At 62.8% G+C, this 18,113-nt stretch carries 19 protein-coding genes; 6 read left to right on the top strand and 13 right to left on the bottom strand.

What is annotated here, in order from left to right; all coding sequences use genetic code 11:
* Positions 1-78: 78 nt before the first annotated feature.
* From DSM14862_RS03890 to ruvC, 5 genes are read right to left on the bottom strand one after another with little or no spacing between them, the layout of a single operon-like run.
* A complete protein-coding gene (locus DSM14862_RS03890; RefSeq protein WP_007119114.1) occupies positions 79-477 on the bottom strand; it encodes a YbgC/FadM family acyl-CoA thioesterase in 399 nt (132 codons plus the stop codon).
* The gene (locus DSM14862_RS03885; protein WP_040701016.1) at positions 474-1,097 is read right to left on the bottom strand and encodes a hypothetical protein; all 624 of its coding nucleotides are present in this window, start codon (positions 1,095-1,097) and stop codon (positions 474-476) included. The genes DSM14862_RS03890 and DSM14862_RS03885 overlap by 4 nt, the downstream gene beginning before the upstream one ends.
* A gap of 30 nt (positions 1,098-1,127) precedes the next feature.
* Positions 1,128-2,147: a Holliday junction branch migration DNA helicase RuvB gene (ruvB, locus tag DSM14862_RS03880; protein ID WP_007119112.1), complete on the bottom strand. Its 1,020-nt coding sequence runs from the start codon at positions 2,145-2,147 to the stop codon at positions 1,128-1,130.
* 46 nt (positions 2,148-2,193) lie between these two features.
* Positions 2,194-2,871, bottom strand: a complete 678-nt coding sequence (gene ruvA, locus DSM14862_RS03875) for a Holliday junction branch migration protein RuvA (protein ID WP_007119111.1) — start codon at positions 2,869-2,871, stop codon at positions 2,194-2,196.
* Complete coding sequence (gene ruvC / locus DSM14862_RS03870) at positions 2,868-3,374, bottom strand: crossover junction endodeoxyribonuclease RuvC (protein WP_007119110.1); 507 nt, start codon at positions 3,372-3,374, stop codon at positions 2,868-2,870. Before ruvC ends, ruvA begins: the two co-directional genes overlap by 4 nt.
* Before the next feature lie 355 nt (positions 3,375-3,729).
* Here ruvC and DSM14862_RS03865 point away from each other — a divergent pair, with 355 nt between their 5' ends.
* On the top strand, positions 3,730-3,948 hold the full coding sequence (locus DSM14862_RS03865; protein WP_007119109.1) for a DUF1127 domain-containing protein: 219 nt from the start codon (positions 3,730-3,732) through the stop codon (positions 3,946-3,948).
* 102 nt (positions 3,949-4,050) lie between these two features.
* Here DSM14862_RS03865 and DSM14862_RS03860 read toward each other — a convergent pair whose 3' ends face one another.
* From DSM14862_RS03860 to DSM14862_RS03845, 4 genes are all read right to left on the bottom strand, one after another.
* The gene (locus DSM14862_RS03860) at positions 4,051-4,395 is read right to left on the bottom strand and encodes a hypothetical protein (RefSeq protein WP_007119108.1); all 345 of its coding nucleotides are present in this window, start codon (positions 4,393-4,395) and stop codon (positions 4,051-4,053) included.
* A gap of 110 nt (positions 4,396-4,505) precedes the next feature.
* On the bottom strand, positions 4,506-5,378 hold the full coding sequence (locus DSM14862_RS03855) for a 50S ribosomal protein L11 methyltransferase (RefSeq protein WP_007119107.1): 873 nt from the start codon (positions 5,376-5,378) through the stop codon (positions 4,506-4,508).
* 82 nt (positions 5,379-5,460) lie between these two features.
* Positions 5,461-6,693, bottom strand: a complete 1,233-nt coding sequence (locus DSM14862_RS03850) for an MFS transporter (RefSeq protein ID WP_007119106.1) — start codon at positions 6,691-6,693, stop codon at positions 5,461-5,463.
* A gap of 249 nt (positions 6,694-6,942) precedes the next feature.
* Positions 6,943-9,132: a primosomal protein N' gene (locus tag DSM14862_RS03845; protein WP_040701014.1), complete on the bottom strand. Its 2,190-nt coding sequence runs from the start codon at positions 9,130-9,132 to the stop codon at positions 6,943-6,945.
* Between the two features lie 122 nt (positions 9,133-9,254).
* On the opposite strand from DSM14862_RS03845, the gene fsa reads away from it, so the two are divergent.
* Positions 9,255-9,908 carry a fructose-6-phosphate aldolase gene (gene fsa, locus DSM14862_RS03840; protein WP_007119104.1) on the top strand — a complete coding sequence of 218 codons (654 nt, stop codon included), beginning with the start codon at positions 9,255-9,257 and terminating at the stop codon, positions 9,906-9,908.
* Positions 9,909-9,970: 62 nt separating this feature from the next.
* Here fsa and DSM14862_RS03835 read toward each other — a convergent pair whose 3' ends face one another.
* Positions 9,971-10,891, bottom strand: a complete 921-nt coding sequence (locus DSM14862_RS03835; RefSeq protein ID WP_007119103.1) for a nitrilase-related carbon-nitrogen hydrolase — start codon at positions 10,889-10,891, stop codon at positions 9,971-9,973.
* 268 nt (positions 10,892-11,159) lie between these two features.
* Between DSM14862_RS03835 and DSM14862_RS03830 the strand changes: the two genes are divergently transcribed.
* From DSM14862_RS03830 to DSM14862_RS03820, 3 genes are all read left to right on the top strand, one after another.
* The gene (locus tag DSM14862_RS03830; RefSeq protein ID WP_040701012.1) at positions 11,160-11,867 is read left to right on the top strand and encodes a DUF484 family protein; all 708 of its coding nucleotides are present in this window, start codon (positions 11,160-11,162) and stop codon (positions 11,865-11,867) included.
* Positions 11,864-12,808, top strand: a complete 945-nt coding sequence (locus DSM14862_RS03825; RefSeq protein ID WP_007119101.1) for a tyrosine recombinase XerC — start codon at positions 11,864-11,866, stop codon at positions 12,806-12,808. The genes DSM14862_RS03830 and DSM14862_RS03825 overlap by 4 nt, the downstream gene beginning before the upstream one ends.
* 106 nt (positions 12,809-12,914) lie before the next feature.
* Positions 12,915-13,343 (top strand): PACE efflux transporter, encoded by a 429-nt coding sequence (locus DSM14862_RS03820; protein WP_007119100.1) that lies wholly within the window; start codon positions 12,915-12,917, stop codon positions 13,341-13,343.
* Here DSM14862_RS03820 and meaB read toward each other — a convergent pair.
* Entirely contained in the window at positions 13,340-14,314 is a 975-nt protein-coding gene (meaB, locus tag DSM14862_RS03815) for a methylmalonyl Co-A mutase-associated GTPase MeaB (protein WP_007119099.1), read from the bottom strand. The genes DSM14862_RS03820 and meaB overlap by 4 nt on opposite strands.
* 80 nt (positions 14,315-14,394) lie before the next feature.
* On the opposite strand from meaB, the gene hrpB reads away from it, so the two are divergent.
* A complete protein-coding gene (gene hrpB / locus DSM14862_RS03810) occupies positions 14,395-16,818 on the top strand; it encodes an ATP-dependent helicase HrpB (RefSeq protein WP_040701008.1) in 2,424 nt (807 codons plus the stop codon).
* A 54-nt stretch (positions 16,819-16,872) separates the two neighbouring features.
* Here hrpB and msrB read toward each other — a convergent pair whose 3' ends face one another.
* Together msrB and DSM14862_RS03800 are read right to left on the bottom strand one after the other, a co-directional pair.
* Complete coding sequence (gene msrB, locus DSM14862_RS03805) at positions 16,873-17,355, bottom strand: peptide-methionine (R)-S-oxide reductase MsrB (protein WP_007119097.1); 483 nt, start codon at positions 17,353-17,355, stop codon at positions 16,873-16,875.
* A gap of 81 nt (positions 17,356-17,436) precedes the next feature.
* Positions 17,437-17,991 carry a fasciclin domain-containing protein gene (locus tag DSM14862_RS03800; RefSeq protein ID WP_007119096.1) on the bottom strand — a complete coding sequence of 185 codons (555 nt, stop codon included), beginning with the start codon at positions 17,989-17,991 and terminating at the stop codon, positions 17,437-17,439.
* Between the last annotated feature and the right edge of the window lie 122 nt (positions 17,992-18,113).

Genomic DNA, 18,113 nt, shown 5'->3' with positions numbered 1-18,113 from the left:
GCCTCATGGGCCCTATTTTCCGGCCTCTATTTGGAGCAAAGCTAACGGACTGCAACCGGGATTGCCAGAATTATGGTATCACGCCGCAGGATCGCCGTCTGACAGGCGGAGTTTCGCTGGCAAACGGGTGGGTTTACCGGCTGTTGTCATGCAAACGGCCGTGACTTTAGCGCGAAAGATCACCTTTCCGTCGCGCAGCACGTCTTGATCGAACACCCACCGCACCGGCCCTTCGGCTTGGTGGGTGGTATGCACTTCCAGCCGATCCCCGAACCGCGCAGCGCCCAGATAATCCGCCTCTACCCGCGTCACGACAAAGACCAGCCCCTCGTCGTGCATGGCGCGTTGGTCGAGGCCGATCTGTTCAACAATGTCCGACCGCGCCCGTTCGATATAGCGCAGGTAGTTGGCGTAATAGACGACGCCCGCCATATCGGTGTCTTCGTAAAAGATGCGAACCGGGAAGGTATGGCTCATGACGCGACCTGCACCCGCGCGGCAAGGCGCAGCGCATGGGTGGGATCATTAGCGGCGGGCGGCATCACCGGGTCATAGGCGGCCCGGATCACATCGGCCACTTCGGGGCGCAGCACCAAAGCTTCGTCGGCCAAGGCCAGCGGGGATTGCTCTTGAAAGGCATCCTCGGACCACAGCAGGATGACCTGCACCGCTTGGCTCAGCGCCAGCACCTGCGCGGACATCTCTTGCAGGCTCTCGTCCATGCGCAGAAAGACAAAAGCCGCTTTGATCGCGCCATTCTCTTCAAAGCGGAAGAAGCGGTATTGGTTGGCCCCTGCCGCCTGCAAGCGCTCGACTTGCCCCGCAAGGTCCGGCACCAAACCATCCATCCCCGGCACGTCCAGCAGCTCTGCCCAATCGGCAAAGAAGAACATCATCAGGTTGCTGCCAAGCTCGGTGTCCGTCTCGGCCATGTCATGGCCTGCAAGTTTCACCACTGCTTCAAGCGCGCCCTTCACCACCGGCAGCGCGTCTTCCTCTATCCCAAAGGCCACCGGCGCGATGGGGCGGCCCCAGCGGGCAAAGGCGAACTGTCCGTCGCGGCGGGTGAAAAGGGTCTCGATCTGCTCAGCTGTCATCGTCATCTGTCTTACCTTCGATCTGGGGCGTCAGCCGAAAAGGTCGTTCTGCCCCTTGGGCGCAGCCATGCCGAGATGGGTCCACGCCTTGGCCGCCAACATTCTGCCGCGCGGGGTACGCTGGATCAGCCCTTGCTGCAACAGGAACGGCTCGATCACCTCCTCCAGCGCATCACGGCTTTCCGACAGCGCGGCGGAAAGGGTTTCGATCCCCACCGGGCCGCCTTGGTAATTTTCGGCGATCAGTTTGAGGTAGCGCCGGTCAGCGCCATCGAGGCCGAGGTGATCGACCCCAAGCCGGGTCAGCGCCATGTCGGCCAGTTCCTGCGTCACCCGGCCATCGCCTTCGACCACGGCGAAATCCACCACCCGGCGCAAGAGCCGACCCGCAATACGCGGCGTGCCCCGCGCGCGTTTCGCGATCTCGCGCGCGCCGCCTTCGTCTGCGGGGGCACCTAGTTTGCGGGCGTTGCGATCAACGATGATGAAAAGCTCGTCTTCGGTATAGAATTGCAGCCGCGTCGGGATGCCGAAACGGTCGCGCAGCGGCGTGGTCAGCAGGCCCATACGGGTTGTGGCCCCTACCAGCGTGAATGGCTGCAACTCGATCCGCACAGTCCGCGCGGCCGGGCCTTCGCCGATCACCAGATCAAGCTCAAAGTCTTCAAGCGCGGGATAGAGCACCTCTTCCACCGCCGGGTTCAGACGGTGGATCTCGTCAATAAACAGTACATCGCGGGCTTCGAGGTTGGTCAGGATCGCCGCCAAATCGCCCGCCTTGGCCAGCACCGGACCAGAGGTCATGCGAAAGCCCACGCCCAACTCCCGCGCCATGATCTGCGCCAGTGTGGTTTTGCCAAGGCCCGGAGGCCCATGGAATAGCGTGTGGTCCATCGCCTCGCCGCGCTGACGGGCGGACTGGATAAAGACGGCAAGGTTCGCCCGCGCCTCGGCTTGCCCGACAAATTCCGCCAGCATCTGCGGCCGCAGCGCGCGGTCGAAATCTTCAGGCATCGGCGCAGGCCGGACGGTGGGGTCAATGTCGGTCATAGAGCCTCGTTATGCCGCAGGGCGGAGGGTTCTGCCAGAGGAAGCATCACCCCTTCGGCGCCAGCAGTTTCAGCGCGGCGCGGATCAGCGTCGGCGTGTCCGCATCTGGCATCTCACCCGCGGCCTGCGCCACGGCGCCTGCTGCATCGCCGGGGCCGTAGCCGAGGTTGCCAAGCGCCGAAAGCGCTTCGGATTGGGCCGAGGCATTGGGCGCGGCGGGTTTCGGGGCGCGACGCGGGGTGGCGGCTTCGATGACGCTCTCATCTGCAGCGGCTTCGGCCTCGCCCATGGCGTCGGCCACCGTGCCGGTCATCGCCATGACACCGGGGGCTTTGTCCTTGAGGTCAAGCACCACGCGCTGCGCGATCTTTGGGCCGATGCCCTTGGCCGCCTTCACCGCGTTCCAGTCCCCAAGCGCAATCGCGCGGCTTACACCATCCGGCCCCAAAGTGCCGAGGATCGCCAGTGACGCCTTGGCCCCGACCCCCTGAACAGAGGTGAGCAAGCGGTGCCATTCCTTTTCCACCAAGGTCTGAAAGCCAAACAGTTGCATCAAGTCTTCGCGCACCACCAGATCGGTATAGAGCGCAACAACCTCGCCCACGCTCGGCAGCGCCGCCATGGTGCGGTCAGAGACATAGACGAGGTATCCAACACCGCGCACATCGATCAGGACATGGTCAGCGGCGCGGTAATCGATCCGGCCAGAAAGCTTGCCAATCATGCCTGCGCCCTCGCCACGGCCTGCGCCAAGGTGCTGGCTCCGCCGTGATGGGCGTGGCAGATGGCAATCGCGAGCGCATCGGCGGCATCCGGCCCCGCAATCTCGATCCCCGGCATCTGCATCCGCACCATATGCGCCACCTGTCCCTTGTCCGCATGGCCCACACCGACCACGGTTTTCTTGACCTTGTTGGGCGCATATTCGCCCACCGTCAGGCCAAACTGCGCAGGCACAAGCATCGCAATGCCCCGCGCCTGACCGAGTTTAAGCGTGCCCGCCCCGTCTTTGTTAACGAATGTCTGCTCAACCGCCGCGGCACCGGGGCGGTAGGTGGCCAGCACCCGCGTTAGCTGCCCGTGCAGGGAGAGGAGCCGCGCCGCAAGGTCTTCGCCCTCGGAATGACAGATGCCGTTGGCGACATGCGCGATTCGGCTGCCAGAGACGTCGATGACCCCCCAGCCCAAATTGCGCAGCCCCGGATCTATGCCGATCACCCGTATCATCTCTGCCCTCGATAAAATTGTTGCTTTTTTGGTGCACTAGCACGAAACGCGAACATCGCAAAGCCCTGATGCACCACAGGCGCTTTGCGACACGCGCCTTGTCGCTTTTAAGCCGCGCTGTCGAATTGCGTCTTTCCGTGACGCAAAACCGACACCGCCAAAGCGAGATTTATCCATCTGTAGTAGTAGGTTAACGCCACTTTAGACCTATGCAAAAAACGCAGAGCTCACTGTCGTTTTTAAGGGATTGCGCGACGCGATATTCGGGCATAATTGCCAAAAATCCCGTTTTGAACATGGCGCACTTTTATGCGCCGTGCAGGACGCAACCGACGATTAAACAAAGGACGGCACCATGGCAGCTTTCGACACCACCCGCACCGCTTACGGCTCAACATCGGCCGTCTCTCGTATTTTCAACTTTTTAGGCGCGTTCTTTGCTGCGGTCGAAGCATGGCAGGACTCCCGCGCGACCCGCAAAGCGCTGTCCGACCTGACCGATCTTGAGTTGCAGGACATTGGCCTGATCCGCGGCGATATCGACCTCGTGGCGCAAAACCACTTCGTGCGCTGACTGCTGTGCGCCTTTTGCGGCGCAGCGCCCTGCCCGAACGCAAAAGCCGTAGCCGGATGCCCCGCTACGGCTTTTTCTGTTTCAGAGTTAAGGCGCTTAAGATTAACGCATGATCGGGCCAGTCAACCCCGCCAAAGCCCCTGTCACCGGATCAATAGCCATCAACTTGGCACCAATCTGTTCGACACTTGATCCGTTGTTCAATCTCGACAGCCGCTCATTATACGTCACCGGACCGATCGCGGCGAGGGTGAAGACCTTAAATCCAAAGAAGACCAGGGCGATCAGGTAGAGCCCTGCCATCGGGAAGCTCCGTTTGCCGCGCTTTGGTAAGACGCTGATCAACCCGTCGCGACCGACACGGGTGACATAGCCATGCTGCATCTTCCGATGCTTGCGCCCCAGAAGTTCAATACGTTTCGCGAATTGAGCGTGTCCTTCAGCCATCACAGCCTCCGTAGCAATTCGGCCCCCACCGTTTGCTGCCAATTTGAATAAAGACAAATTGTGGCAGCAAAGGGGCAAAAGGGCCAAATGCAACGAAAATGAGGCGTGAATTATGCGTTAGTTTGCAACGTTAGTGTCGTCCAGTCGCCAATGCTTTCGCGATGTACCAGATTGATGCCAGATCGTGCATAAACCTCGATCACCTCGTCGGCTTGCTCGTTCAGCAGCCCCGAGAGAATCGCATAGCCCGCGGGCCGCAGTACTTCGGCCATGTCGGGGGCCAGTGCGACCAGCGGGCCTTTCAGGATATTGGCAAAAACCAAATCAAACGGCGCGGCTTGCGCCAGTTGCGGATGATCGAAGCCCGCGGCTTCGACACAGGTCACGCGGCCCGAAAGGTCATTGGCATCAACATTGGCCTGCGCCACTTCGACCGCGACCTCGTCGATGTCGCTGGCCAGCACAGGCTCGGGCCAGATGCGCGCGACGGCCATGGCCAGCACAGCAGTGCCGCAGCCGATATCGACAACGTTTTTGCCGTGAAACCCCTCGCCCGCCAGACGGTCCAAGGCCCGCAGGCAGCCCAGTGTCGTGCCGTGGTGCCCGGTTCCGAAGGCCATCGCGGCCTCAATTAACAGCGGTTCGCAGTTGTCTGGCACCTTGTCAGCGTCATGGCTGCCGTAGACAAAGAAACGCCCAGCTTCGACCGGGGCCAACTCGCGGCGCACATGTGCAACCCAATCGGTTTCGGGCAGCTCTGAGATCGTGAAATCCTTGGCCCCCAACGCAGCGGCCAACACGGCCAAGGCGGCGGTGTCGGGAGCTTCCTCGAAATAGCCGCCGACTTCCCACAGGCCCGATCCGTCTTCGACCTCAAACACGCCGACGCCAGTGGGTTCGGGGATCAGCCGTTCCATTGCCTCGCCCAAAGCGTAGGCAGGGTCGCGGCCCGTGAGGGTGGTCAGAGCGGTGAAAGTGGGCATGGCGCGGTCCTTTGCTGCGGTGCGGTTGCGCTTCGCCTAGGGCTGTGTGCGCTTCGGGTCAAGCCATGCTGGTTTTCGCGCGCTACTCGGCGGCTTGTGGCACAGCGCGCTGAAAGATCGTCTCATGCCCCGGTGCCGGGTGGCGCGGGATCAGCAGCGACAGCATCAGCGACACCGCCGCCATCCCCGCCGCAAGAAAGAACACTGCCGCGGGCGAGACGAGCCACAAGAGGCCAAGCCCGACCGGCAAGAACACCGCCGCGATGTGGTTGATGGTAAAGGCGACCGCCGCCGTGGGGGCGATATCTGCGGGGTCAGCGATTTTTTGGAAATAGGTCTTCAGCGCCAGCGCCAAGGCAAAGAACATATGGTCCAGCACATAAAGCGTCGCCGCGATGACCACGCCCCAGCCAAGGTAGTAAACCCCGCCGTAAGCAAGGAAGACGAGGATCAGCCCGACATATTCAACGGTCAGCGTCCTGCGTTCCCCGAAATGGCCAACCGCTCGGCCCATCAATGGGGCAAAAATCATATTGGCAACGAGATTGATGAGGTAAAGCATGGTGATCTCATGCACTTCAAAGCCGAAGCGTTCGACCATCATGAAACCCGCGAAGACCACGAAAATCTGCCGCCGAGCGCCAGACATGAATTGCAACGCGTAATAGAGCCAGTAGCGTTTGCGCAGGATCATCTTTTTGTTCTGCACTGTGGGGGATTCAAACTGCGGATAGGCAACCATCGCGATGATGGCGATCACCACGGTGACACCGCCGCCGATCATATAGACGATGTTGTAGCTGAGGTTCAGCGTCTCCCACAGCGCCATGATAGCGAGATAGGCCACCAGTGTTGCGAGCGACCCGGCGGCCATTAGCCAGCCGATCATGCGCGGCGCGTCTTCGATTTTGAGCCATTGTAGTTGCAGCGACTGGTTCACCGTCTCGTAGTAGTGAAAGCCGATGGAACTGAGCATGGTGATTGTGAGAATCCCGCCCATGGAGGGGAAATAGGCCGTGATCGCCGTGGCCGCGCCCAGCAGAATGAGCGAGACCAGCCCCAGCACCTGTTCGCGGACGAAGATGATGATGGCGATGACGCCAATGGCGAAAAATCCGGGGATCTCGCGCACTGTGTGCAGCAGTCCAATGTCGGACCCGTCGAAGTCGGCCACCTCGATGACGAAGTTGTTCAGCAGCGCCGACCATGTGTTGAAAGCGATGGGCATTGCCAGCGCCATGAGGAACAACAGGGCCACAGGACGGCGCCAGAACGGTAGGCGCTTGGCCTCTTCGAGGGTGATGAAACGGGTCATGGGAAATCCAATACGCCGAGGTTCTGCGCTTGGCGAGAGAAAAGGCGCAGAGCCGGGCAGTGCCAGACCGGGGGCTGGCGCTCACGACTTCACAGTTGGGCAATTTATGGCAGCACCCCATGTCGAGCCTCGCAAGCTGGCAATCCGATTGCAAAAGCGCCAGCCCAAGGGCCGGTCTGGCGCTGCCCGGCGGCCTTCGGCCTTGACTCCGGGCTGTTGCGCCCGAGGCAAACGGTTTGCTAGCTAACCTCAATAAAAACTCTGCGGATCAATATCCACTGCTAGCCGCAAGTCCCCCTTCAGCCGCACTGACCCGACCCAACGGCTCAGCGCCTCTTGCAGCGCCACACTCTTATCCGCCTTCACCAGCAACCGCACCCGATGCCGCCCGCGCACCCGGGCAATCGGCGCGGGCGCTGGCCCAAAAACCTGCGCGCCCACGGCCCTAAGCGGCCCGTCGTGCCGCGCCAAGTGGTTGCCCAAATCAAACACCGCGGCCGCATCGCTGCCGCTGAGGATGATCCCTGCCATACGCCCATAGGGCGGCACCCCGGCTTGCCGGCGCTCGCCCGCCTCGGCCGCCCAAAATTTCTCTTCCTCACCCGCCAAAATCGCCCGGATCACTGGATGCTCAGGCTGATAGGTCTGCAAAAGCGCCGCCCCCGGCGCTTCGGCGCGCCCTGCCCGGCCCGCCACCTGCCGCATCAGCTGAAACGTCCGCTCCGCTGCCCGCAGGTCCGACCCGGTCAGCCCCAAGTCCGCATCAATCACCCCCACCAAGGTCAGCTTGGGAAAGTTGTGCCCCTTGGCGACCAGCTGTGTGCCGATGATGATATCCGCCGTCCCCTCGGCGATTCCCGCAATCTCGGCCTTGAGCGCCCGCGCCGAGCCGTACATGTCCGAACTCAGCGTCGCGATGCGTGCTTCGGGCCAGAGCGCCGTGGCCTCTTCGCCTAATCGCTCAACCCCCGGCCCGATAGGCGCAAGCTTGCCTTCGACCTCGCACGAAGGACAGGCTTCGGGCATCGGCTTGGTCTCACCACACTGATGGCAAACCAGCCGCTTGAGGAACCGATGCTCCACCATCCGCGCGTCACACTGATCGCAGCCAATTTGTTCGCCACAGGCCCGGCACAGCGTGATCGGCGCATAGCCACGGCGGTTGATAAAGAGCATCGCCTGCTCGCCGCGCTCCAGCCGCGCATCAACCTCGCGTTTCATTTCAGCCGAGATCCACTTATCGCCGGGCAAGCCCGCCTGCCGCATGTCAATCGCGCCCATCTGCGGCATCACCGCCGGGCCAAAACGCGAGGTCAGCTCCAAACGTCGATACTTGCCTGCCTCGGCGTTGGCCCATGTCTCAAGGCTTGGCGTTGCACTGGCCAGCACCACCTGCGCCCCACAAATCGAGGCGCGGAGCACCGCCATGTCGCGGGCGTTATACAGAACCCCGTCCTCCTGCTTGTAGGACGTATCATGCTCCTCATCGACAACGATCAGCCCGAGGCTCTGGAACGGTAAGAACAGTGCCGAACGCGCGCCGATGACCAATTGCGCATTGCCCTCGCCCACCATGCGCCAGATGCGGCGACGCTCAGTCATGGTGACGCCGGAATGCCACTCGGCGGGCTTGGCCCCGAAACGCTCTTCGACACGGTCCAAAAACTGCTCGGTCAGGGCGATCTCGGGCAGCAGCACCAATGCCTGCCGCCCAGACTCAATCGCCGCCGCCACGGCTTCGAGATAGACCTCGGTCTTCCCCGACCCGGTGACGCCACGCAGAAGGGTCGTGCCGTAGGTCTCGGCCTTGATCCCCTCGCGCAGCACCGCCGCCGCTGACGCTTGGTCTTCGGTCAGCGCCTTGCCGGGCAATGACGGATCCAGCCGCCGAAACGGCAGATCGCGGGGGCTTTCCTCTTCGCGGACGGCTCCTTGCTCGACCAGCCCCTTCACCACCGAGGACGTCACCCCGGCCATCTCCGACAGTTCCTTCAGCGTAAACGCCAGATCGCCGTATTCCTCCAGCACCGCCATCACCCGCTGGCGCGCGTCGGTCATGCGGGTCGGCACGCCGTCGCCCGCGCGGTAAATCTTGCGCATCGACGGCGGATCGCCCAAGCCCGGCGCACGCGTGGCCAGCCGCAGCATCGCAGGCAGCGGGGTCAGCGTATAGGCCGCCGAGCGCAGCAAAAACTCGCGCATTTCATCGCGCATCGGCGGGGCGTCGAGCACGCGGATCACATGGCGCACCTTGTTGATGTCGTAATCCCCGGCCCCCGGCCCCCAGACCACGCCCATCACCTTGCGCGGACCCAACGGCACCTCGACAAATGCTCCCGCATGGCAGCCGCCTTCGGGGGCGCGGTAGTCCAGCGCCCGGCCCAGAGGCTGGGTGGTCATCACCGAGAGCAACTCGCCATGATGGTAGAATTCAGCCATGTCTGCCGCATGCTCCGTGTCGCTTGGGGGAATTGAGGCTTTAAGCATCGCAGATCATGCGGTAAAGCCAAGGCAAGCAATAGACCTGTTAGCGATCACATTCCAACCCGGAAGGAAAGCCCATGAAATTCTTCGTAGATACCGCCGAGATCGACGCCATCGCCGAACTCAATGACCTTGGCATGGTCGACGGCGTGACCACCAACCCCTCCCTGATCCTGAAATCAGGCCGCAACATCCTTGAGGTCACCAAAGAGATTTGTGACCTCGTTGACGGCCCCGTTTCCGCCGAAGTGGTGGCGCTGGAGGCCGATGCGATGATCGCCGAGGGCCGCAAACTGGCCGAGATCGCCGACAACATCACCATCAAGCTGCCGCTGACATGGGACGGGCTGAAAGCCTGTAAAGTCCTGTCGGGCGAAGGCCGCATGGTGAACGTTACGCTCTGCTTCTCGGGCAACCAGGCGCTGCTGGCTGCAAAGGCTGGCGCGACTTTCATCTCGCCCTTCATCGGCCGTTTGGACGACATTAACCTTGATGGCATGGACCTGATCCAGGACATCCGCACCATCTATGACAACTACGGGTTTGAGACGCAGATCCTTGCCGCCTCCATCCGCAGCCCGAACCACGTGCTCGACGCTGCGCGCATTGGGGCCGACGTGATGACCGCGCCGCCGGAAGTGATCAAGAAACTGGCCTCGCACCCGCTGACCGACAAAGGTCTTGAGCAGTTCATGGCCGATTGGAAAAAGACCGGTCAGAACATCCTCTGATCCGGCCTCATGGCAAAACAACAAACCCCTTCCGCCCGTGGCGGAGGGGGTTTTTCTTTGCCTTAAGCTGCGTTGCCTTCGACCGTCAGATGGTCACCGGACCACAGACCGGGGCGGACCTCGGCCTCAGCCGCACCCGCGCGAATGCGGCGACATTGGCCCACGGGGATCGCGGCGGCCTGCAAAACCAAATCGGTGCCATGCGCAGCCGTCTGCGGCGGCAAGGCCGCGTGCATCCCGTCCAGCGCTACGGAAACGTCGCAGGGCAAATACACGCTCGCCCCGCCCACGCCGGTGTCTTCCTGCCACGGGGTCAACGGCGCGCCAACAGCGCCAACGCAGCAAACGGCGGTCTGCAATTCAATCGCCCGCGCCCGCGCACAGCTAAAGACGCGGTTGTAGCCGGTGATCATGTCGGTCTTGGCCGGGATGATTACCAGATCAAGGTTCAGCTCCCCCAGCTTCGACCAAAGCGCGGTGTATTCCGCATCAAGGCAGATCGCGATCACGCAGCGCAGACCGTTCCACTCAAACAGGTTAATCCCCGTACCCGCGATGGTCACGCCACTGGCGCCATTCGCCTCAAGTGGCGTCAGGCTCAGTTTATTTTGCACCTGCATGCCGCCGCCCGGCGTCAAAAACCACGCTTGATTGAGGTAGCCTTCAGGCGCATCGACAGAGGGGAAAGCCACTGGGAAAGTGCCGGGCAGCAGGGCCACGCCGGTCTCCTCAACCATGCGGCGCATAGAATCGAGTGCAATCACGGCGGTTTGTGCCAACCAGCCCAACTGTTGATCTGCGGGCAGGTCCACCGGGGCAAAACTCAGCCATTGCGCGCAGCAAAATTCCGGCATCACCAGCAGGTGCGCTTCGCGCGCAGCGGCTTGTTGCAGACGCAGCTCGACACTGGCGAGCCAGCTTTGCAGGGACTCGGGCGCAACTTGAAGATTGGCCGCCCAGAGATCGACAGAAACATGTTCCATGTGAGATTTCCTCTCCCGGGAATGGCCATCTCACCACATCCGGGGATATGCGGCAGGCTTGTATCATGCGCGCAGCCTAGCGGCTGAAATCCGCGCGTTGACCGAAGCAAACACCCCCGCGCCGCTTTTGTTCCCGAAGGCTTCGTTCTACATCGGCGGCCTGACGCAGAGCGGCAACAAAGACCGCAAGCGGCAGAACCGTGACCAATTTGGGGCAGATCTTGGCGCCCCACCATGTTATGACACCGCAAATCAAAAAGAGACGCCCATGAGCAGCAGCCCGAAAATCGACGACGCCTTGCGCGAGGCGATCATCTCCGCGCCCGATGTCATCCTTGACGACAGCGATGTGATGCAGGCGCTGATCGCGGCGAACGAAAAGGCAATGGGTGGCAATATCGTCGACCTGCGCGGTATCGCGATGGAGCGTTTGGAAACCCGCCTCGACCGGTTGGAAGACACCCACCGAAGCGTCATCGCGGCGGCCTACGAGAACCTTGCCGGAACCAACCAAATCCACCGTGCGATCTTGCAAATGCTGGACCCGGTGGAATTTGAGACGTTCCTACGCAATCTAGGTGGAGAAGTGGCAGACATTCTGCGCGTAGATGCGGTGAAGCTGGTACTGGAGTCGGTCCAGAACGACAATGATCCGGCGGTGCAGCGTTTGGGTGATGTGCTGACCGTTGCCGAACCGGGCTTCATTGATGATTACCTCAGCCATGGCCGCGGCGGCTTGGTGCGGCAGGTGACCCTCCGTGCGCTCCAAGACGGTTCTGAGACGCTGTATGGCACCAAGGCTGGTTGGATCCGTTCTGAGGCCTGCCTGAAACTTGATTTCGGCACGGGCCGCCTGCCCGGTCTTTTGGTCATGGGGGCCGAAGACCCGCATATGTTTGGCCCGCAACAGGGCACTGATCTGCTCACCTTCTTTACCGGCGTGCTGGAACGTACCATGCGCCGCTGGCTGACTTGAGCGCCGAGGCAAATCCGCTGCTGATCAGCCCCGCCGCGCGGGATGCGCTGCAAACGTGGCTGACGCATCAAAGCGCGTTGAAGGGCGCGGCAGAAAATACCGTCACCGCCTATCGGGGCGATGTGACCGAGTTCCTCGCCTTCATGACCTTGCATAAGGGCGATACCCAAGGCCTTGGCGCTTTGGCCAAAATCACCATCAGCGACATGCGGGCCTGGATGGCCCGCATGCGCAGTGGCGGGGTCGGGTCCAGGTCGGTTGCGCGCAAGCTGTCAGCGGTGAAAGCCTTCTACCGCTGGCTGGCCGAGCGTGAGGGGTTCGAGCCCACCGCCGTGCTTCTTACCCGCTCGCCCAAGTTTCAAAAGAAACTCCCCCGCCCTTTGGCCGAAGACGCCGCCCGCGCGTTAATCGACTGTGTGGAGACCCAAGCCCGCGCCCCATGGGTGGCGGCACGGGATGTGGCGGTGCTGACGATGCTTTGGGGCTGCGGGCTGCGGATTTCCGAGGCGCTCGCACTCAAGGGCGGCGATGCGCCTTTGCCGAGCAGCCTACGTATTCTTGGCAAAGGCGGCAAAGAACGGGTCGTACCAGTGCTGCCTGCCGCCCGCGCCGCCGTCGAAGACTACCTCGCCGTCTGTCCCCACCCGCAAGAGCCGCACGCCCCGCTGTTCCGGGCTATTCGCGGCGGTGCCTTGGGCGCGCGGGCGGTGGCGCAAGTAATGGCCGATGCGCGGATGCAACTGGGCCTTCCAGCCACCGCCACACCCCATGCCATGCGTCACAGCTTTGCCACGCACCTGCTGGATGCGGGCGGCGATCTGCGGGCGATCCAAGAGCTTTTGGGGCATGCGTCCCTGTCGACCACGCAGGCTTACACCGCCGTTGATACTGCGCGGCTGATGGAAGTCTATAACAACGCCCATCCCAAGGCGGGCCGCTGACCCTCTTGCACCCTGCGCGCCAATCGCCATATTGGGGCCAAGCGAGGACGACCTCCCCCATTTGGGCAACCACTCGGGACGACCCGACCAATACCGGGACCGCCCCATGCGCAGCACCGCAGACCGCATACGCCACGCCATCAGCTTTGAAATTCTCGCCCTTTTGATCGTCACGCCCATGGGCGCGTGGCTTTTTGACAAACCTCTGCATGAGATTGGCGTTGTCACCGTCGTCAGCGCCAGCATCGCAACGGGATGGAATTACCTTTACAACCTTGGGTTCGACCACGCGCTGCGCCGTCTGCGCGGCACGGTGCGCAAGACCGTGCCGATCCGAGTTCTTCACGCCGTGACATTTGAGATCGGCCTGCTCTTCGTCCTAATGCCCTTTATCGCGTGGTATCTGGGCATTTCGCTGATGGAGGCGTTCTTGATCGACGTGAGTTTCGCGCTCTTCTACCTGATCTACGCTTTCGCGTTTAACTGGATCTACGACGTGATCTTCCCGGTGCCCGAGCCTGCAAGGCAGTCTTAATCGGCCCGCAGGCGGCTCACGAACTCGGCTGCCGCCTCTGCCGGATCGCGCGCGCCCTCGGCCACCGCGTCACTGAGGCGGCTCAGATCGTCCTTCGCCTGCGGTGTTTCCAACTGCGCCAAAAGCCTTTGTTTCACGTCTTGCTCGAACCAATAGCGCGCCTGCGCGGCGCGTGTTCGGTCCCAAAAGCCATTTGCGCGCCGCCAGTCGATCAGCTCCTGCAACGCGGTCCAAGTCTCATCTAGCCCGTGCTCCTCAAGCGCCGACACCGCCGTCGCTCGGGGATAACCTTCGGGATCCTGCGGGCGTTTGCGCAGAAGACGCAGTGCCCCGGCGTAATCCGCGCGCGTGCGCGACGCGGTGGATTTCAGGTCACCATCTGCCTTGTTAATCACAATCAGATCGGCAATCTCCATGATGCCGCGTTTGACGCCCTGCAACTCATCCCCGCCCGCCGGCGCCAGCAGCAGCACAAAGGCGTCAGACATCTCGGCCACCACGGTCTCAGATTGACCCACGCCCACGGTCTCGATCAGCACCACGTCAAACCCCGCCGCCTCGCACAGCCGCACCGCCTCGCGTGAACGGCGCGCCACGCCGCCGAGATGCGTCTGACTGGGGGAGGGCCGGATGAAAGCGCGCGGTTCACGGCTGAGCCGGTCCATCCGCGTCTTATCGCCCAAGATCGACCCACCTGAGCGCGCCGAACTGGGGTCTACTGCCAGTACCGCCACGCGCTTGCCCTGCGCGGTCAGCATCATGCCAAAGCTTTCGATGAAGGTGGATTTGCCCACCCCCGGCGTGCCCGACAACCCGATGCGCAGCGCTTGCCTATCGGTCGGCAAGGCCGCCAACAGCTCCGCCGCCGCCGCGCGATGGTCCGCACGGCCCGATTCCACCAGCGTGATCGCCCGCGCCAACGCGCGGCGCTCGCCTGCTATGATGCCCTTGGCCAGATCGTCGATATTCATGGGCTAACTTTTGCGGGGGCGGCGCGGAATTGTCCATCCCCACCCTTGGCGCGGCGGCGGCTTTGCCCGATAACCGCCCCATGTCCAACGCTGATTTCGCCCTGCCCATCGACGCCGTCCTGCCTGATGTGATCGCCGCCCTGCGCGAGACCGGCCGGGTGGTGCTGCAAGCGCCCCCCGGCGCGGGCAAGACCACCCGTGTGCCGCTGGCGATGCTCGACGCCGAGCTAACCCAAGGCCGCATTCTGATGCTGGAGCCGCGCCGCCTCGCCGCCCGCGCCGCTGCTGCGCGTATGGCCGACAGCTTGGGCGAAGAGACGGGACAGACCGTTGGCTTTCGCGTGCGCGGGGCCTCTGCCGTGTCGAAAAGCACCCGCGTTGAGGTCGTGACCGAAGGCATCCTGACCCGCATGTTGCAGGACAACCCCGACCTGCCCGGCATCGGTGCGGTGATCTTTGACGAATTCCACGAGCGCTCGCTGAACGCCGATCTGGGCCTCGCGCTTTGCCTCGAAGTCGCGGGGGCGCTGCGTGACGATCTGTTGCTCGTCGCCATGTCTGCCACGCTCGATGCCGCGCCGGTGGCTGAATTGATGGACGCACCCATCGTGACCTCTGAGGGGCGCAGTTTCGATGTGGAGCCGCGCTGGCTCGATAAGCCGGTGGGCAAGCAGCGGCTGGAGAACGCCGTGGCCGACCTCACGCTCAAGGCACTTAGCGAGGCTCCTGGCTCCGCGCTAGTCTTCCTCCCCGGTGAGGGCGAGATCAGGCGGGTGGAGGGGCTGTTGCGTTCTACCTTGCCGAGCGATTGCACCTTGGCCCCGCTGTTTGGCGCGCTGGATTTCAAAGCCCAGCAAGCGGCCATTGCTCCCGCAAAATCAGGTCGCAAGGTGGTGCTGGCCACCTCCATCGCCGAAACCTCCCTGACCATCGAAGGTATCCGCATCGTGGTCGACGCAGGCCGTTCCCGCCGGGCGCTGTTCGACCCGTCCTCGGGCATGTCGCGGTTGGTGACCGAGCGCGTCACCCGCGCCGAGGCGACACAACGCGCAGGCCGCGCCGGGCGGCTTGATGCGGGCGTGGCCTATAAGCTTTGGACCCGCGGCGAAGAGGGTGCCCTCGCCGCCTTCCCCCCGGCGGAGATCGAAGCGGGCGACCTCACCGGCTTTGCGCTGGAGCTGGCGCTCTGGGGCGCGCAGGCGGAAGAGTTGAGCTTTGTCACCCCGCCCCATGCGGGTCGCTTGGTCGAAGCGCAGTCGGTCTTGCAGATGCTGGGCGCGCTGGACGACAGCGGACGTATCACCGCGCATGGGCGGGTGCTGGCCAAACTGCCGCTGCACCCCCGTCTTGCGCATATGGTCGCGCGCGGCGGGCCACGCGCACCGCTGCTGGCCGCGCTTTTGGCAGAGCGTGATCCGATGCGCGGCGCGCCCGTCGACCTGTCGCTGCGGATGGACGCGCTGGCCGGAAAACGCACCGCCGCCGTGCCTCACGCCCCAACGCTTGCGCGGATCAAGGCAGAGGCCAAGCGGTTGGGCCGCATGACGAAGGGCGACGGGCCGGACGGTTTGGGCGTGCTGGCCGCCTTGGCCTATCCGGACCGTGTCGGCCTGCGCCGCAAGGGCGACGCGCCGCGCTATGTGCTCTCGGGGGGCAAAGGGGCGATTTTGCCGGACACCGATCCGATGGCGGGCGCACGTCTGCTGGTGGCAACGGATCTCGACGGCGACCCGCGTGAGGCGCGCATCCGGCAGGCGGCGCTGATCACGGACGCTGAGTTGCGCGCGACTTTCCCCGAGCAAATCCACTGGCAAGATGTTTGCCTCTGGTCGCGCCGCGAGGGGCGCGTGCTGACCCGGCGGCAAGAGGTTTTTGGTGCGCTGGTGCTGGAGGACCGCACGTGGCCCGACGCGCCTGCCGATGCGGTGGCCGTGGCGATGCTCGACGGGGTGCGGCAATTGGGTCTGAAGCCCGGCAAAGCAGCTGACCTGTTCTTGGCCCGCGCCCGTCTGATGTCCGCTCCTTTTCCTAATTTTTCTGACGATCACCTGATGGCGACGCGCGAAGACTGGCTGCTGCCGCATCTCGCGGGTGTGCGCAGCACGGGCGATTGGAAGGGCTTTGATCTAACCCCGGCGTTGAAGGCGCGGCTGACGTGGGAGCAGCAGCAAGAGCTTGACCGCGCGGCGCCGGGGCATTTCGAAACCCCGCTCGGGCGGCGTGTGGCGATTGACTACAGCGGCGAGCAGCCCGGCATCGCGCTGCGTCTGCAAGAGATGTTTGGCGTTACGCGGCATCCGACGGTGGGCGGGCAACCGCTGCAAGTCACCCTGCTGTCCCCCGCCCAGCGCCCGGTGCAGGTGACGATGGACATTCCGGGCTTTTGGGCGAGCTCCTATGCCGATGTGCGCAAGGATATGCGCGGGCGCTATCCGCGGCATCCATGGCCCGAAGACCCGACAGTGGCCGACCCGACCCTGCGCGCCAAACCGCGCGGCACTTAAAAACGAAAACGCGCGCCGAAGCGGCGCGCGGTCGGGTCGTCTAGGTCTTAGCTCTTAAGCTGCGACAAATTTCAACGAGACACCGTTGATGCAATGCCGCTTGCCGGTCGGCTCTGGCCCGTCGTCGAACACATGGCCCAGATGGCTACCACAACGGTCGCAATGGACCTCGGTTCGGCGGAAGAACAGGCTGTTGTCGGGCATGGTCTCGACGGCGTTGTCGAGCGGTTGATAGAAGCTCGGCCAGCCGGTCCCACTTTCGAATTTGGTCGCCGCATCGTAAAGCGGCTGATCACAGCCTTTACAGGTGAAGGTGCCAGCGCGGTCTTCATCGTTAAGCGGGCTGGTGAAAGCACGTTCCGTGTCGCCCTCGCGCATGACGGCATATTCCGTGTCGCTTAGCATCTTGCGCCATTCGGCCTCTGTGCGCTTAATCTCGAAATCACCGGAGACATAGGCCGCGAGCGCCCCCCGCGCACCCAGCCCAAAAGCGGTGGCGCCCAAAAAGGTCGATGTCAGAAAATGACGTCTGTTCATGGTATTACTCCTCGCGGTGGGGTGGGATTGCGCCGGGCCAACATGGGGGTGCTGGCCCGGCATCACAGTGTGTGTTGCCTATTATTTGGGAACCAACACGCTGTTTACAACGTGGATCACCCCGTTGGACTGGTTCACATCTGCGATAGTCACGCGCGAGGCGTTGCCGTTCTCGTCAAGGATATAGACGTTTTTGCCTTTGACCTGAGCCGACAGCGCGTCGCCCGACACGGCTTCGAAGTGGTAGAACCCATCTTTCGACGCGCGCGCCTTGGCGGCGATGTCTGCGGCGGACCACTTGCCGGCGACGACATGGGCGGTCAGCACTTTGGTCAGCATGTCTTTGTTTTCGGGCTTCAGCAGCGTGTCGACAGTGCCCGCGGGCAATGCGGCAAAGGCCGAATTAACCGGGGCGAAGACAGTGAAGGGGCCTTCGGAGGCAAGCGTATCCACCAGACCTGCGGCTTTCACAGCGGCAACCAGCGTGGTGTGATCGGCAGAATTCACAGCGTTTTCGACGATGTTCTTGCTCTCGAACATATCCGCACCGCCGACCTGTGGGTTGGCAGCGATGGCACCGGTGGCCAGCAGAGCGGCAGTGGCCGTGGCGGCGGCGAATGTCTTGAAGTTAATCATTTGGGTTTCCTCCTCAGATGCCCCCCGTTTTGGGCGGCGATGCAGAACCCACGGGTCGAGAAGGAGAGGAGTTTCAGAAAGGTTCAAAGAAATCTGAAAAAAATTTAAGGCGCTGCTTTTGC

This window comes from Sulfitobacter indolifex (assembly GCF_022788655.1).
GTDB classification, from domain to species: Bacteria; Pseudomonadota; Alphaproteobacteria; order Rhodobacterales; family Rhodobacteraceae; genus Sulfitobacter; species Sulfitobacter indolifex.
This window is presented reverse-complemented; position numbering and strand designations above follow the sequence as displayed.